The organism is Pseudomonas sp. microsymbiont 2, assembly GCF_054788395.1.
On the sequence record NZ_CM139112.1, the window covers coordinates 4,808,426 to 4,823,199 of the forward strand.

16 protein-coding genes and 1 tRNA gene are annotated in these 14,774 nt (G+C 62.3%); 4 read left to right on the top strand and 13 right to left on the bottom strand.

The window, feature by feature from the left end:
• The 7 genes from hscB to trmJ all read right to left on the bottom strand — a co-directional run bounded on the left by hscB (position 1) and on the right by trmJ (position 4,793).
• Positions 1-522: a co-chaperone HscB gene (hscB, locus tag ACYUME_RS21700; RefSeq protein ID WP_279880583.1), complete on the bottom strand. Its 522-nt coding sequence runs from the start codon at positions 520-522 to the stop codon at positions 1-3.
• Between the two features lie 8 nt (positions 523-530).
• Positions 531-854 carry an iron-sulfur cluster assembly protein IscA gene (gene iscA, locus ACYUME_RS21705; protein WP_023630636.1) on the bottom strand — a complete coding sequence of 108 codons (324 nt, stop codon included), beginning with the start codon at positions 852-854 and terminating at the stop codon, positions 531-533.
• Between the two features lie 28 nt (positions 855-882).
• On the bottom strand, positions 883-1,269 hold the full coding sequence (iscU, locus tag ACYUME_RS21710; protein WP_011532337.1) for a Fe-S cluster assembly scaffold IscU: 387 nt from the start codon (positions 1,267-1,269) through the stop codon (positions 883-885).
• 46 nt (positions 1,270-1,315) lie between these two features.
• On the bottom strand, positions 1,316-2,530 hold the full coding sequence (locus ACYUME_RS21715) for an IscS subfamily cysteine desulfurase (RefSeq protein ID WP_279806986.1): 1,215 nt from the start codon (positions 2,528-2,530) through the stop codon (positions 1,316-1,318).
• Between the two features lie 41 nt (positions 2,531-2,571).
• On the bottom strand, positions 2,572-3,063 hold the full coding sequence (gene iscR / locus ACYUME_RS21720; RefSeq protein ID WP_008092572.1) for a Fe-S cluster assembly transcriptional regulator IscR: 492 nt from the start codon (positions 3,061-3,063) through the stop codon (positions 2,572-2,574).
• Between the two features lie 168 nt (positions 3,064-3,231).
• On the bottom strand, positions 3,232-4,020 hold the full coding sequence (gene cysE / locus ACYUME_RS21725) for a serine O-acetyltransferase (RefSeq protein WP_279880586.1): 789 nt from the start codon (positions 4,018-4,020) through the stop codon (positions 3,232-3,234).
• Between the two features lie 2 nt (positions 4,021-4,022).
• A complete protein-coding gene (gene trmJ / locus ACYUME_RS21730) occupies positions 4,023-4,793 on the bottom strand; it encodes a tRNA (cytosine(32)/uridine(32)-2'-O)-methyltransferase TrmJ (RefSeq protein WP_279880589.1) in 771 nt (256 codons plus the stop codon).
• Positions 4,794-4,945: 152 nt separating this feature from the next.
• Here trmJ and suhB point away from each other — a divergent pair, with 152 nt between their 5' ends.
• Entirely contained in the window at positions 4,946-5,764 is an 819-nt protein-coding gene (suhB, locus tag ACYUME_RS21735) for a type III secretion system regulator SuhB (protein ID WP_460416810.1), read from the top strand.
• Positions 5,765-5,991: 227 nt separating this feature from the next.
• Here the strand turns inward: suhB and ACYUME_RS21740 are convergent, their stop codons facing one another.
• The 6 genes from ACYUME_RS21740 to queA form a co-directional block, all read right to left on the bottom strand.
• Entirely contained in the window at positions 5,992-6,540 is a 549-nt protein-coding gene (locus ACYUME_RS21740; RefSeq protein WP_279880593.1) for a glycine zipper 2TM domain-containing protein, read from the bottom strand.
• Positions 6,541-6,660: 120 nt separating this feature from the next.
• Entirely contained in the window at positions 6,661-7,569 is a 909-nt protein-coding gene (gene secF / locus ACYUME_RS21745) for a protein translocase subunit SecF (protein WP_279880596.1), read from the bottom strand.
• A gap of 10 nt (positions 7,570-7,579) precedes the next feature.
• Positions 7,580-9,442 carry a protein translocase subunit SecD gene (secD, locus tag ACYUME_RS21750; RefSeq protein WP_279880597.1) on the bottom strand — a complete coding sequence of 621 codons (1,863 nt, stop codon included), beginning with the start codon at positions 9,440-9,442 and terminating at the stop codon, positions 7,580-7,582.
• 64 nt (positions 9,443-9,506) lie between these two features.
• A complete protein-coding gene (yajC, locus tag ACYUME_RS21755) occupies positions 9,507-9,842 on the bottom strand; it encodes a preprotein translocase subunit YajC (RefSeq protein ID WP_279880600.1) in 336 nt (111 codons plus the stop codon).
• Positions 9,843-9,885: 43 nt separating this feature from the next.
• On the bottom strand, positions 9,886-11,001 hold the full coding sequence (gene tgt / locus ACYUME_RS21760) for a tRNA guanosine(34) transglycosylase Tgt (protein WP_023629281.1): 1,116 nt from the start codon (positions 10,999-11,001) through the stop codon (positions 9,886-9,888).
• 14 nt (positions 11,002-11,015) lie between these two features.
• Positions 11,016-12,065, bottom strand: coding sequence for a tRNA preQ1(34) S-adenosylmethionine ribosyltransferase-isomerase QueA (queA, locus tag ACYUME_RS21765; RefSeq protein WP_460416814.1), 1,050 nt, complete (start codon positions 12,063-12,065; stop codon positions 11,016-11,018).
• Positions 12,066-12,174: 109 nt separating this feature from the next.
• Here queA and ACYUME_RS21770 point away from each other — a divergent pair.
• From ACYUME_RS21770 to ACYUME_RS21780, 3 genes are all read left to right on the top strand, one after another.
• A tRNA-Leu gene (locus tag ACYUME_RS21770) sits at positions 12,175-12,259 on the top strand.
• 190 nt (positions 12,260-12,449) lie between these two features.
• Complete coding sequence (locus tag ACYUME_RS21775) at positions 12,450-13,208, top strand: hypothetical protein (protein WP_028689578.1); 759 nt, start codon at positions 12,450-12,452, stop codon at positions 13,206-13,208.
• Positions 13,209-13,523: 315 nt separating this feature from the next.
• Entirely contained in the window at positions 13,524-14,585 is a 1,062-nt protein-coding gene (locus tag ACYUME_RS21780) for a hypothetical protein (protein WP_279880607.1), read from the top strand.
• Positions 14,586-14,774 lie beyond the last annotated feature (189 nt).

Here is a 14,774-nt window from a genome sequence, read left to right on the forward strand (position 1 = left end):
TTAATCGTCGAGGCGCTCTTCGAGTTGGCGCACTTCTTGGGCGAGCTTGTCGAGGAACTGCATGCGGCGCATCAGGCGCTCGGCCTGCTCACGCTGCGCGGCAACATCCCAGCAGGCGGCGAAATCCTCGTTCAGCGTGTCCTGGGCGACCTTGAGGCGCTTCTTGAACACGGCGACACCGTCGAGGTCGGCTTCGTCCTGCAACTCTTCGAGCTCTTCGCGCCACTGCATCTGCTGCAGCAGGAAGTCCGGGTCATGCACGGTGACTTCCTGCGGCACCTCGTGGCCACTGATGGCCAGCAGGTAACGGGCGCGACGCGGCGCGCTGCGCAAGGTCTGGTAGGCGTCGTTGAGCGCCGCCGACCTTTCCAGGGCGACGCGCTGTTCACGCTCGGAGGCATCGGCGAAACGGTCCGGATGCACCTCGCGGGCCAGCTCGCGGTAGCGAGTGGCCAGCTTGTCGAGGTCCAGGCGGAAACCGGGCTGCAGGTCAAACAGGGCGAAATGACAAGGAGTACCCACGGCCAGCCTCAAACGTTGAAGCTTTCGCCGCAGCCACACTCACCGCGCACGTTGGGGTTGTTGAACTTGAAGCCTTCGTTCAACCCTTCCTTGACGAAGTCCAGCTCGGTGCCATCGAGGTACACCAGGCTCTTCGGGTCGATGATGACCTTCACGCCGTGGTTCTCGAATACCTGGTCTTCGGCAGCCAGCTCGTCGACGAACTCCAGCACGTAGGCCAGGCCCGAGCAGCCGGTGGTGCGCACGCCCAGGCGAATGCCCTCACCCTTGCCGCGCCCGTCGAGGGAGCGGCGAATGTGGTTGGCGGCGGCTTCTGTCATGCTGATAGCCATCGGAACTCCTTACCTTGCGTCAGGCGACTCAGATCAAGCCTTTCTTCTGCTTGTAATCGCGAACAGCGGCCTTGATGGCATCTTCGGCGAGCACGGAGCAGTGGATCTTGACCGGCGGCAGCGCCAGCTCTTCAGCCAGCTGGGTGTTCTTGATGGTCTCGGCCTCGTCCAGGGTCTTGCCCTTCATCCACTCGGTGGCGAGGGAGCTGGAGGCGATGGCCGAACCGCAGCCGTAGGTCTTGAACTTGGCGTCTTCGATCACGCCCTGCTCGTTGACCTTGATCTGCAGACGCATCACGTCGCCGCAGGCCGGGGCGCCGACCATGCCGGTGCCGACATCCGGATCGTCGGCGTTCATCTTGCCGACGTTGCGCGGGTTTTCGTAGTGGTCGATGACCTTTTCACTGTATGCCATGGTGCAATTCCTTCCTCATCAGGGAGCCGCTCTTGCCGGCGACTGCTTAGTGGGCGGCCCACTCGATCTTGGAGATGTCGACGCCGTCTTTGTACATATCCCACAGCGGCGACAGTTCACGCAGCTTGTTGACGGCCTCGCAGACCTTCTGCGCGGCGTAGTCGACTTCTTCTTCGGTGGTGAAGCGGCCGAAAGAGAAGCGGATCGAGCTGTGCGCCAGCTCGTCGTTGCGGCCCAGGGCGCGCAGGACGTAGGACGGCTCGAGCGAAGCGGAGGTGCAGGCCGAACCGGACGAAACGGCGATGTCCTTCAGGGACATCAGCAGCGACTCGCCTTCGACGTAGTTGAAGCTCAGGTTCAGGTTGTGCGGCACACGGGCAGTCTGGCTGCCGTTGACGTACAGCTCTTCCAGGCCCGAGACCTGCTTGAAGAAGCGGTCGCTCAGGGCCTTGATGCGGGTGTTCTCGGCAGCCATTTCCTGCTTGGCGATGGCGAAGGCCTCGCCCATGCCGACGATCTGGTGGGTCGGCAGGGTGCCCGAACGCATGCCGCGCTCATGGCCACCACCGTGGATGATGGCTTCCAGGCGCACGCGCGGCTTGCGGCTGACGTACAGCGCGCCGATGCCTTTGGGGCCGTAGACCTTGTGCGCCGAGAACGACATCAGGTCGACCTTGAGCTTTTGCACATCGATCTCGACCTTGCCGGCCGACTGGGCGGCATCGACGTGGAACAGCACGCCACGCGAGCGGGTCAGCTCACCGATGGCGGCGATATCGTTGATCGAGCCGACTTCGTTGTTCACGTGCATCAGCGAAACGAGGATGGTGTCGTCGCGCAGCACAGCCTCGACCATGGCCGGGGTGACGATGCCGTCTTCGCCGGGCTCGAGATAGGTAACTTCAAAACCTTCACGCTCCAGCTGGCGAGCGGTGTCCAGGACCGCCTTGTGCTCGATCTTGGAGGTGATGATGTGCTTGCCCTTGGTCTGATAGAAGTGCGCCACGCCCTTCAACGCCAGGTTGTCGGACTCGGTGGCACCGCTGGTCCAGACGATCTCGCGTGGGTCGGCGTTGATCAGCTCGGCGACCTGACGGCGGCCATTCTCGACTGCCTCTTCGGCCTTCCAGCCAAACACGTGGGAACGCGAGGCCGGGTTACCGAAGTTCCCGTCGACCAGCAGGCATTCGGCCATCTTCTGGGCTACACGGGGATCGACCGGGGTGGTCGCGGAGTAATCGAGGTAGATCGGCAACTTCATTGAGTATCTCCTATCAGGCGTTGGCGTCGCTCATCGCTGCTTCAGTCGACGGCGGACGTCTCAATCTTGTCCAGCTGGGCGGTTCGGCCCGCGACACGGCGCAGGTCCTGACGTTGGGCGACTTCCTGCACCTCGCGGCGCATGACGAGGTCGGCCAGGCTGATGCCGCTGAGAAATTCATGGATCTGCTGGCTCAGGTCGCACCACAGGTGGTGAGTCAGGCAGGTATCACCGGCATGGCAATCCCCCAGGCCCTGGCAACGGGTGGCATCGACCGACTCGTTGACCGCGTCGATGACCTGGGCCACCTGAATGGTTTCCATGCCGCGCGACAGCTGGTAGCCGCCGCCTGGGCCGCGAACGCTGGAAACCAGGCTGCTGCGGCGCAGCTTGGCGAACAGCTGTTCCAGATAAGAGAGGGAAATGCCCTGGCGCTCGGAAATATCGGCCAAAGACACCGGCCCATGCTGCGCGTGCAACGCCAGGTCAAGCATGGCGGTCACGGCGTATCGGCCTTTGGTAGTCAGTCGCATGGCGTATGGGTACCACGGGAGTTACAGGATGTGTGCGAGTATGCGATTCCCGAGCGTTTAAGTCAACTATTAGACCTAGTGCTTTAGTCGGGTATGCATGTGGGAGGCGGGCGCGAGTGTAGCAGACAAGGGGCGCAAGCACACGCCCCTTGTATCGACCCGACGCAATCAATGCGACCGAGTGTCGCCCTGCCGCTCTTCTGCGCACGCCTCGGCAAAGTCATCGGCGGGCAATGCCGGCAGTTCCTTGGCACAGTAATCACTGCCCATCCGTGTCAGCGCGCCACACATGCCTTCCAGGCGCTCGTCGACAGCCTGCAGATGGTCGAGCATCTGGCCGATGGCGCGAGCCACCGGGTCGGGCATGTCACCGCTGACACCGTAGGCGTCGAAGCCGATTTTCTCGGCCATGGCCTTGCGCTTGACCTCGACGGCGTCGTCCTCGGCCTTGACGATGATCCGTCCAGGGATGCCGACGGCCGTGGCACCGGCCGGCACCGCCTTGGTCACCACGGCATTGGAGCCGATCTTGGCCCCGGCACCGACGGTGAACGGCCCCAGCACCTTGGCGCCTGCACCGACCACCACCCCGTCCTCCAGGGTCGGGTGACGCTTGCCCTTGTTCCAGCTGGTGCCGCCAAGGGTCACACCCTGATAGAGGGTGACGTCGTCGCCGATCTCGGCGGTTTCGCCAATGACGATACCCATGCCATGGTCGATGAAGAAACGCCGGCCGATGGTGGCGCCAGGGTGAATCTCGATGCCGGTCATCCAGCGACCGAAGTTGGACACCAGGCGCGCCAGCCACTTGAAGTCGCGCACCCACAGGGCATGCCCGAGGCGATGCAGCCAGATGGCGTGCATGCCCGGGTAGCAGGTCAGTACTTCAAAGGTGTTGCGCGCCGCCGGGTCACGATGGAAAACGCTCTGGATATCTTCACGCAGACGCTCGAACATCTTCAGTCCTTCCGTTTATGCGGCTCGCCCCGTACGACTTTCTGGGTCTCGGTGAGGATGCCGCGCAAAATGCTCATTTCCGAACGATTGACCGCGCTGCGCCCATAGAGCCGGCGCAGGCGCGGCATCAGGTGCTTGGGCTTTTCCGGGTCGAGGAAGCCGATGTCCACCAGGGTCTTTTCCAGGTGTTCATAGAACAGCTCCATTTCGTCCATGGTCGCCAGCTCGTTGCTGCGCAGCGAGTTGGCATCGAACTTCTCGACTTTCGAGGGCGCGCCCTCGGCTGCCAGCCAGGCCATGCGCACCTCATAGGAGAGCACCTGGACCGCGGCGGCGAGGTTCAGCGAGCTGAAGTCGGGGTTCGAGGGAATGTGCACGTGGAAGTGACATCGCTGCAGTTCTTCGTTGGTCAGCCCGGCGTGCTCGCGCCCGAACACCAGGGCGATTTCTTCGCCGCCCCCGGCGTGCTCCACGGCCTTGGCCCCGCACTCGCGCGGGTCGATCAGCGGCCAGGGGATGCTGCGCTCACGGGCACTGGTACCCATGACCAGGCTGCAGCCGACCAGGGCATCCTCGAGGCTGTCGACCACCTGGGCATTGGCCAGGATGTCGTCGGCGCCCGAGGCACGCGCGGTAGCGTCGCCGGACGGGAACTCTTTCGGCTGCACCAGCACCAGGCGCGACAGGCCCATGTTTTTCATGGCACGCGCAGCGCCGCCGATATTGCCGGGGTGGCTGGTATTGACCAGAACAACACGAATATTCTGCAACAAGGTGTTGAGCTCACGGAGTAGGGATAAAGGGGCAAACGATCTTACAGAAGCGACGGGCGTAACGCCACGAATGCGCATCTGACCCTTCTGCCGTCGTGGATTTCTGATAGACTATGCGGCTTTCCTCTTTAACATCCCCAGGTGAAACGCCCATGCAGCCTATGCTGAATATCGCCCTGCGCGCCGCTCGCAGCGCCAGTGAACTGATTTTCCGCTCCATCGAACGCCTGGATAGCATCAAAGTCGACGAAAAGCAGGCCAAGGACTACGTCTCCGAGGTCGACCGCGCCGCCGAGAAGGTCATCGTCGATGCTCTGCGCAAGGCCTACCCGAACCACTCGATCCAAGGTGAAGAAACCGGCCTGCACGCCGGCACCGGCGAAGAAGGCAAGGACTACCTGTGGATCATCGATCCGCTGGACGGCACCACCAACTTCCTGCGTGGCGTTCCTCACTTTGCGATCAGCATCGCCTGCAAATACCGTGGCCGCCTCGAGCACGCCGTGATCGTCGACCCGGTTCGCCAGGAAGAATTCACCGCCAGCCGTGGCCGTGGCGCCCAGCTCAACGGCCGCCGCATCCGCGTCAGCTCGCGCACCAACCTGGAAGGCGCCCTGCTGGGCACCGGCTTCCCGTTCCGCGACAACCAGATGGCCGACCTGGACAACTACCTGGGCATGTTCCGCGCCCTGACTGGCCAGACCGCCGGCATCCGCCGCGCCGGCTCCGCCAGCCTGGACCTGGCCTACGTGGCCGCTGGCCGCTTCGATGCCTTCTGGGAGTCGGGCCTGTCCGAATGGGACATGGCCGCGGGCGTGCTGCTGATTCAGGAAGCAGGCGGCCTGGTGAGCGACTTCAACGGTGGCCACGACCACCTCGAGAAGGGTCATATCGTCGCCGGCAACATCAAGTGCTTCAAGGCCGTGCTGACCGCCATCCAGCCGCACCTGCCGGAATACATGAAGCGCTAAGCGCCGATTGCGAGCACAAAAAAGCACCTCTCGGGGTGCTTTTTTTATGCCTGCAATCCAGCCAGGAATGCGATCCCCCTGTAGGAGCGGCCTTGCCGAGGCGTCGGACCGGTCGGAAAGGGCTGCAAAGCAGCCCCGGGGATTTCAGATAGAGCGAAGATCCTGGGGCGCTTCGCACCCCTATCGCGACACAAGGCCGCTCCTACAGAAAGCAGCCCGTGCCGAGATCACTGCCCCGGCTGGTTCTGCCCCAGGATCAGCTTGCCATTCTTGTCCAGCGGGATGGTCGAGCCCGGCTCGTGATCCATCTTCACCTTGCCCACCTGGTCACCGATCGAATAGGTGACGTTGTACCCCACCACCTTGTCGCTGATGTCGTTGACCGTGTTGCAGCGGGTCTGCGTGGTCGTGTAGGTGTCACGCTCCTGCATGTACTCCTGGGCCTTGTTGCCCGCGTAGCCACCACCCACCGCACCGGCGACCGTGGCGATCTTCTTGCCCGTGCCGCCACCTACCTGGTTACCCAGCAGGCCACCGGCAATGGCGCCCACTACCGTGCCGGCGATCTGGTGCTGGTCCTTGACCGGCGCCTGGCGCGTGACGGTGACATCCTTGCAGACCTCGCGCGGCGTCTTCACCTGCTGCTTGATCGGCTGCACGTCGGTGACCTGGGCATACTCAGGCCCCTTGTTCACCAAGCTGTAGGTCGCCACAGCACCTCCGGCAGTCACACCGACAGCACCCAGAACCGCACCCACCAGCATTGATTTGTTCACGTGAACCTCCTGATCATACCCACGGGCTCCGGCCCGCCTTCTCCCTGCCTTGGAGCAAAAAAAAAGGCGCGAGTTCAACACTCGCGCCTCTCTTTACGCCAAATGGCGTAGGACGATTCCTTAAGGACGGTCGTCCACACCCTCGGTCTTGACCGGTGGAATCAGGTCTTCGCTGCTCAGGTTCAGCCAGATCAGTACCACGTTGGCGATGTAGATCGACGAGTAGGTACCGGCCATGACACCGATGAACAGTGCCAGGGAGAAGCCGAACAGGTTGTCGCCGCCGAAGAACAGCAGCGCGGCGATGGCCAGCAAGGTCGACACCGAGGTGGCGACGGTACGCAACAGGGTCTGGGTGGTCGAGATGTTGATGTTCTCGATCAGCGAAGCCTTGCGCATTACCCGGAAGTTCTCGCGCACCCGGTCGAACACGACGATGGTGTCGTTGAGCGAGTAGCCGATGATCGCCAGCACCGCCGCCAGCACCGTCAGGTCGAAGGTGATCTGGAAGAACGACAGGATGCCCAGGGTGACCACCACGTCGTGAATCAGCGAGACGATGGCGCCGACCGCGAACTTCCACTGGAAGCGGAAGGCCAGGTAGATGAGGATGCCGCCCAGGGCCAGGAGCATGCCGAGGCCGCCCTGGTCACGCAGCTCTTCACCCACCTGCGGGCCGACGAACTCGACACGCTTGACGGTGGCCGGGTTGTCGCCGCCGATCTTCTGCAGCGCCTCGGCCACGCGGTTGCCCAGCTGCGGGTCATCGCCCGGCATGCGCACCAGCAGGTCGGTGGTGGCGCCGAAGCTCTGCACCACGGCATCGTGGAAACCGGAGCCGACCAGCTCGGTACGTACCTTCTCCAGGTCCGCAGGACGCTCGTAGGTCAGCTCGATCAGCGTACCGCCGGTGAAGTCCAGACCGAAGTTCAGGCCCTTGTGCCACCAGCTGAACAGCGCCAGCACGGTGAGGAGCACGGTAATGGCGAACGCGACATTGCGCACGCCCATGAAGTTGATGGTTTTCATCGCAGCTCCCTCAAACCCACAGCTTCTTGATGTCACGCCCGCCGCAGGTCAGGTTGACCAGTGCGCGGGTCACCATGACGGCGGTGAACATCGAGGTGAAAATCCCGAGGGACATGGTGACCGCGAAGCCCTTGACCGGACCGGTCCCCATGGCGAACAGGATACCGCCGACCAACAGGGTGGTCAGGTTGGCATCGACGATCGCCGAGTAGGCGCGGTTGAAGCCTTCGTGGATGGCGCGCTGCACCGACATGCCAGCGGCGATCTCTTCACGGATACGCGAGAAGATCAGCACGTTGGCGTCCACCGCCATGCCCATGGTCAGCACGATACCGGCGATGCCCGGCAGGGTCAGGGTGGCGCCCAGCAACGACATCAGCGCCAGCAGCAGGACCATGTTGCCCGCCAGGGCGATGGTCGCCAGCACGCCGAAGGCGCGGTAGATGGCGATGATGAACAGCGAGACGAACAGCATGCCCCACAGGGATGCGTCGATACCCTTGGTGATGTTGTCGGCACCCAGGCTCGGGCCAATGGTACGTTCTTCAGCGAAGTACATCGGCGCGGCCAGGCCACCGGCACGCAGCAGCAGCGCCAGCTCGGAGGACTCGCCCTGGCCGTTCAGGCCGGTGATGCGGAACTGACTGCCCAGCGGCGACTGGATGGTCGCCAGGCTGATGATCTTCTTCTCTTCCTGGAAGGTCTGGACCGCGACCTCCTTCTCGACGCCACCGACCATCTGCTTCTGATAGCGGGTGACCGGCTTCTGCTCGATGAAGATCACCGCCATGCTGCGCCCGACGTTGGTGCGGGTGGCACGGCTCATCAGCTCGCCACCATGGCCATCCAGGCGGATGTTCACCTGCGGGCGACCATGCTCGTCGAAGCTGGCCTGGGCGTCGGTAACCTGGTCACCGGTGATGATCAGGCCGCGCTCGACCGCGGCGGAGCGGCCGCCTTCGCGGAACTCGAACACCTCGGTGGTGGCCTTGGACGCGCCCGGCTCGGCACCGAAGCGGAACTCCAGGTTGGCGGTCTTGCCGAGGATACGCTTGGCTTCGGCGGTGTCCTGCACGCCCGGCAGCTCGACCACGATGCGGTTGGCGCCCTGGCGCTGCACCAGCGGTTCGGCCACGCCCAGCTCGTTCACACGGTTGCGAACGGTGGTCAGGTTCTGCTTGATGGAGTATTCACGGATTTCGGCAACCTTGGCCTGGGTCAGCGCCAGGCGCAGCACGGCGAGCTCGTTGCGCTCGGTGGTGGTCAGGTCGAAATCGTTGAAATTCTTGCGGATCAGGCTGCGTGCCTGCTCGCGGGTAGCGTCGTCGGCGAAGCCCAGCATGATGCCGCCGTCCTGCTGAGGCAGGCTGCGGTAGCGGACGCGCTCTTTGCGCAGCAAGGTCTTGACCTCGCCTTCGTAGACTTTCATGCGGGCCGTCATGGCCTTGTCCATGTCCACTTCCAGCAGGAAGTGCACGCCACCGGACAGGTCCAGGCCCAGTTTCATCGGGCTGGCACCCAGGTTGCGCAGCCACTGCGGGGTGGTCTGGGCCAGGTTCAGGGCCACGACGTAGTCATCGCCCAGGGTCTTGCGCGCCACATCCTTGGCCGGCAGCTGAGCTTCCTGGTTGGTCAGGCGCACCAGCGCACTGCCCTTCTCGCCCAGGCTGCTGCCTTTGACCGCGATCCCGGCATCGGTCAGCGCCTTGGTCACGCGATCGAGGTCGGCCTGGCTGACATGCAGGGCGGAACTGGCGCCGCTGATCTGCACCGCCGGATCATCCGGGTAGAGGTTGGGTGCGGAATAAATGAAGCCGACCGCCAGTACCACCACGATCAGCAGGTATTTCCACAGAGGGTATTTGTTCAGCATCACGCCGCCCGTTCAAGACGCGGGGCGCTTTGCGCGCCCCGACTGGAAAAATGAAACCGGTAACTCAGATAGCCTTGAGCGTACCTTTTGGCAGGGTCGCGGCAATGGCGCCCTTCTGGAACTTCAGCTCGACGTTGTCCGACACTTCCAGGACCACGAAGTCGTCGGCGACCTTGACGATCTTGCCGGCGATGCCGCCAGTGGTGACCACTTCGTCACCTTTTTGCAGGTTGCTCAGCAGGTTCTTCTGCTCTTTGGCACGCTTGGCCTGCGGGCGCCAGATCATCAGGTAGAAGATGACCAGGAAACCGACCAGGAAGATCCACTCGAAGCCGGTACCGGCTGGGCCGGCGGCTGGGGCTGCTGCGTCCGCGTAGGCGGCGGGAATCAAGAAGCTCATTGGGCACTCCTAATGGAAATTTTCTAATAATGGATGCGGACAGTCAGTCCAAGGGCGGCACAGGCAGCCCGCGCTTGGCGTAGAAGGCGTCGACAAAGGCGGCCAATTTACCCTGTTGAATAGCCTCGCGTAAACCGGCCATCAAGCGCTGGTAATGGCGCAAGTTGTGGATGGTATTGAGCATGCTGCTCAACATTTCGCCGCATTTGTCCAAGTGGTGCAGATAAGCGCGGGAGAAGTTGGTGCAGGTATAGCAATCGCAGGTCGGATCCAGCGGCGATTCATCATGGCGATGGAATGCGTTACGGATCTTGATCACCCCGGTATCGACGAACAGATGGCCGTTGCGCGCATTGCGCGTCGGCATCACGCAGTCGAACATGTCGACGCCGCGGCGCACACCCTCTACAAGATCTTCCGGCTTGCCTACCCCCATAAGGTAACGAGGTTTGTCAGCCGGCATCTGCGCGGGCAGGTAGTCCAGCACCTTGATCATCTCGTGCTTGGGCTCGCCCACCGACAGACCGCCGATGGCCAGGCCATCGAAGTCGATGTTGACCAGCGCTTCCAGCGAGCGCATGCGCAGGTCCTGGTACATGCCGCCCTGGACGATGCCGAACAGCGCCGCGGTGTTGTCGCCGTGGGCGTTCTTCGAGCGCTGGGCCCAGCGCAGCGACAGCTCCATGGAGGTGCGCGCCACGTCGTGCTCGGCCGGGTACGGCGTGCACTCGTCGAAGATCATCACGATGTCCGAGCCCAGGTCGCGCTGGACCTGCATGGACTCTTCCGGGCCCATGAACACTTTCGAACCATCCACTGGCGATGCGAAGGTCACGCCTTCCTCCTTGATCTTGCGCATGGCGCCCAGGCTGAACACCTGGAAACCACCGGAATCAGTGAGGATAGGGCCTTTCCATTGCATGAAGTCGTGCAGGCCGTTGTGTTTTTTGATGACCTCGGTGCCCGGGCGCAGCCACAGGTGGAAGGTATTGCCGAGGATGATCTCGGCGCCGATGGCCTCGATGTCGCGCGGCAGCATGCCCTTGACCGTGCCGTAGGTGCCCACCGGCATGAAGGCCGGGGTCTCGACGGTGCCACGGGGGAAGGTCAGCCGGCCGCGACGGGCCTTGCCGTCGGTGGCCAGCAGTTCGAACGACATTCGACAGGTGCGACTCATGCTTGATCCTCTGGGCCGCGTGGCGCCGGATTGCGGGTGATGAACATGGCATCACCGTAACTGAAGAAGCGGTAACCGTTCGCCACCGCCGCCGCGTAGGCAGCCATGGTCTCGGGGTAACCGGCGAAGGCCGAGACCAGCATCAGCAGCGTGGACTCCGGCAAGTGGAAGTTGGTGACCAGGGCATCGACCACATGGAATGGCCGGCCCGGGAAGATGAAGATATCGGTATCGCCGCTGAACGCCTTGAGCTCGCCATCGCGGGCGGCGCTTTCCAGCGAACGCACGCTGGTGGTGCCCACGGCGATCACCCGGCCACCACGGGCCCGACAGGCCTGGACGGCATCGACCACGTCCTGGCTCACTTCGAGCCATTCCTTGTGCATGGTGTGGTCTTCGATCTTGTCGACCCGCACCGGCTGGAAGGTGCCCGCGCCGACGTGCAGGGTAACGAAGGCCCGCTCGACGCCCTTGGCGGCGATCTTCGCCAGCAGCTCCTCGTCGAAGTGCAGGCCGGCGGTCGGCGCCGCCACGGCACCGGCGCGCTCGGCGTAGACGGTCTGGTAGCGCTCGCGATCGGCGCCCTCGTCCGGGCGGTCGATGTACGGCGGCAGCGGCATATGGCCGACGCGCTCCAGCAGCGGCAGCACCTCGTCGCTGAAGCGCAGCTCGAACAGCGTGTCGTGGCGAGCGACCATCTCGGCCTCGCCGCCGCCGTCGATGAGGATCTGCGCGCCCTCTTTCGGCGCCTTGCTGGCGCGCACATGGGCCAGCACGCGGTGGCTGTCGAGCACGCGCTCGACCAGCACTTCCAGCTTGCCGCCGGAGGCTTTCTGGCCGAACAGCCGCGCCGGGATCACCCGCGTGTTGTTGAACACCATCAGGTCGCCCGGGCGCAGATAGTCGAGCAGATCGGTGAACTGCTTGTGGGCCAGTTCGCCACTGGGGCCGTCGAGCACCAGCAGGCGGCTGCCATGGCGCTCGGCCAACGGATGGCGGGCGATCAGGGAATCGGGGAGTTCGAAGGAAAAATCGGCGACGCGCATGATGATGTTCGGGTTCGACAGGGCCGGGAAGTTTAGCCCAATGCGTGAAAATTGACCATGAAAGCCGATTGACCGAGCAAAGGCACCTCTCTATACTGCGGCGCCACAAGCCCTGATGGCGGAATTGGTAGACGCGGCGGATTCAAAATCCGTTTTCGAAAGGAGTGGGAGTTCGAGTCTCCCTCGGGGCACCAAGATCCAGAAAAAACCGACCTTATGGTCGGTTTTTTTGTGCCTGCAAATTGGTGCATCCGTCGACGTGCCGATCCCTCGTCTTTTCATGCCCTCCCTCGGTCATGCGCTTTACCAAACCCGTTTCAGATGCCGATAATGGCAGTTTGCAATCAGCCTAGCGCTTTATCCCAGCCTCGAAACGGAGTTCGCATGATCCAGGCAGAACAGACCTTGCCTTCCACACGTAGCAGCCGAATCACATCTCTCGTGGCCAAGGTAATGACAGGGATAGGTGTACTGCTCGGCGGCATGTGGGCTGTCATCACTTACCTGGTGCCTGATCCCAGCGTGTTTGGCTTTGGCTTCATCAACTGGCGCAATATCGTGCTGCTGGTGAGTACCTTCACGCTGCTTGGCAGCCTGTCGATCTGCTGGCAGATGCGCAACCTGCCCAAAGTACTGCACGGCACGCTGCTGACCTTCCTGATCGCCGCGGTCTCGTTCATTTTCTTCATTCTGGGTACGGAGTATGCGAAGCCTTCCTTCGAGTTCGCCAAGGTGCAATCGACCGTGGTCGAAAACGAAGGTAACAACCTGCTTGGCAAGCGCCTTGAGGTGGTGGATGACGTCAGGTTCGAACTGATCGGTTGCGAGAACATTGGCCGCTTCCCCAACTGCACCTTCGAGCTGACCAACCAGGGCATGGACCGTGATTTCCGCTTCGATAACGCTTCCCGCCTGTTCGACGAAGCAGGCGCCCCGTTGCGTGTCGGCGAAATGCGCGTGGGCCAGCAACGCAACAATCCATGGGGTGAGTTCCAGCTGATTCGTACTGTGCCCACCCGTGTCACGTTGGTTTTCCAGGAAGCTGATCGCAAGATCGAGCGCTCGCCATCCATCAAGCTCATCTTCCGTACTCGCATGAATGAAGAGCAGGCACTCAAGTTCAATGAAGTTTCGCTGAAGTGAACCAGGCGGCTGATAGCCGTGCGAGTGATGCGATATACCTGTAGGTAACGGCTCTCTCGGACATCAGGACTCGCAAAGAACCGACCTTATGGTCGGTTTTTTTGCGCCTGCAACTGGCAGCTGCCCTTCCCTCGGCTCTCGCCATTGCCTCGCACCTGGCAAAAATGCCAGTTACCCTCGGCTCTAGACCATGGGTATGTTGACCGTGAAGGACGCAATCAGGCGCCCAACTGCCAGGGAATCAAGCGCATGTGCACACGGAACGTATCCATCCTGTTGGCAGGCGTGTTGTGCTGCCTGTCCACGACCAACGTCATGGCCGTCACCGCCGAGTCGGTACAACACTTTATCGCCCCCTGCTTCAGCCCCGTACAGAAAGTCAATTGCGAGGTGTCCGGGGTTGTGCGCAGCAGTGCCGGGTTGATCCTCGTGAATGACAAGCGCATGCCCACCCCCACTGGCTCCGCAGTGTTCACGATGCAGCTCAAGGACGACCAGGCCATCGGCCCTCCTACCTACCTGGAAAACCAGGCCTTGAGCCAGGCCGACAAATACGAAGCCCTGACCACCACCCTGGACGGCAAGTTCGTCATCGCCAGTACTGCATTCAACAAGGAAGGCACCCGCGATAACCCCGGGCTCGATGTGCTCAATACCCTGGTGTACTGGCCTGTAAGCGCGCCGGACCAGGCCAAGGTCCTGTCGCCCTCGACGCGAGGCGGTATCACCAGCTCGCGCGAACTGCGGGAAAAGATCTTCAAGGCGATCGACTTGCACAAACAGCAGGAAGGAGGCGCCCATTCGCCCGCCGCGTCTTATTTTCAGATCGAAGCACTGACAACCGCCCCCGACGGCACCTTGTTGATCGGCATCCGCAAGTACGGGCAGGACAGCAAGAGGGCCACTTTCTCCTTCCTGCTGCTCTCGGTTTCGTTGAAACAGCACGATGGAGAACTGATGCTGGGCGATGCGTTCAAGGTCATCCTGGACCTCACACCCGACAAGCTTGCGCGCGAATTGGGACTGCCCGACGGCTCGCTTGCGGAGCTCGGACTGTCAGGCATCGAGTTCGACCGTTACAACAATGACCGTTTCTTTGCCGTCACCAGCTTCGAAAAAGGTGATGTCCTCGGTGGTTACCTGTGGATGCTACCTCTGGAAAAAGGCGCTGCAGGACAGCCACAACCCGTCAGAGGCAAGGATGGAGCACCGATAAAGTTCGCCAACAAGCCGGAAGGTGTCGAAGTGCTTGATCAGCACCGAGTATTGGTCGTACACGATGATGATCGAGTCAAGGTGAAGGACGCCGAAAACGGCAGCGTGCGCGAGGACTACGAGTTTACCTACAGTGTCATCAACCTCGCGCCGACGCAGTAGGTCTTGTATGGCAGGGCGCCAAGAGGCATGAAGCCTTGCTCACAGTAGCGACGCAGCTACCCAGATGAGCATTTCTGAGCGGCCTATTCAACAGCTCAGAAAACCTTCGCCGCCAGCAGCATCCTTGCGGGTTTACATGCTTGGCATCAGCCCGCACGTCCGCACACTTTCCTCAACCCCTTCCAACAC

What these genes read in the sequence shown, in the direction of transcription:
- iscA (WP_023630636.1), bottom strand. Translation starts at nt 854, where the DNA reads ATGGCTATCAGCATGACAGAAGCCGCCGCCAACCACATTCGCCGCTCC.
- iscU (WP_011532337.1), bottom strand. Translation starts at nt 1,269, where the DNA reads ATGGCATACAGTGAAAAGGTCATCGACCACTACGAAAACCCGCGCAAC.
- ACYUME_RS21715 (WP_279806986.1), bottom strand. Translation starts at nt 2,530, where the DNA reads ATGAAGTTGCCGATCTACCTCGATTACTCCGCGACCACCCCGGTCGAT.
- iscR (WP_008092572.1), bottom strand. Translation starts at nt 3,063, where the DNA reads ATGCGACTGACTACCAAAGGCCGATACGCCGTGACCGCCATGCTTGAC.
- cysE (WP_279880586.1), bottom strand. Translation starts at nt 4,020, where the DNA reads ATGTTCGAGCGTCTGCGTGAAGATATCCAGAGCGTTTTCCATCGTGAC.
- suhB (WP_460416810.1), top strand. Translation starts at nt 4,946, where the DNA reads ATGCAGCCTATGCTGAATATCGCCCTGCGCGCCGCTCGCAGCGCCAGT.
- secF (WP_279880596.1), bottom strand. Translation starts at nt 7,569, where the DNA reads ATGAAAACCATCAACTTCATGGGCGTGCGCAATGTCGCGTTCGCCATT.
- secD (WP_279880597.1), bottom strand. Translation starts at nt 9,442, where the DNA reads ATGCTGAACAAATACCCTCTGTGGAAATACCTGCTGATCGTGGTGGTA.
- yajC (WP_279880600.1), bottom strand. Translation starts at nt 9,842, where the DNA reads ATGAGCTTCTTGATTCCCGCCGCCTACGCGGACGCAGCAGCCCCAGCC.
- tgt (WP_023629281.1), bottom strand. Translation starts at nt 11,001, where the DNA reads ATGTCGTTCGAACTGCTGGCCACCGACGGCAAGGCCCGTCGCGGCCGG.
- queA (WP_460416814.1), bottom strand. Translation starts at nt 12,065, where the DNA reads ATGCGCGTCGCCGATTTTTCCTTCGAACTCCCCGATTCCCTGATCGCC.
- ACYUME_RS21775 (WP_028689578.1), top strand. Translation starts at nt 12,450, where the DNA reads ATGATCCAGGCAGAACAGACCTTGCCTTCCACACGTAGCAGCCGAATC.
- ACYUME_RS21780 (WP_279880607.1), top strand. Translation starts at nt 13,524, where the DNA reads ATGGCCGTCACCGCCGAGTCGGTACAACACTTTATCGCCCCCTGCTTC.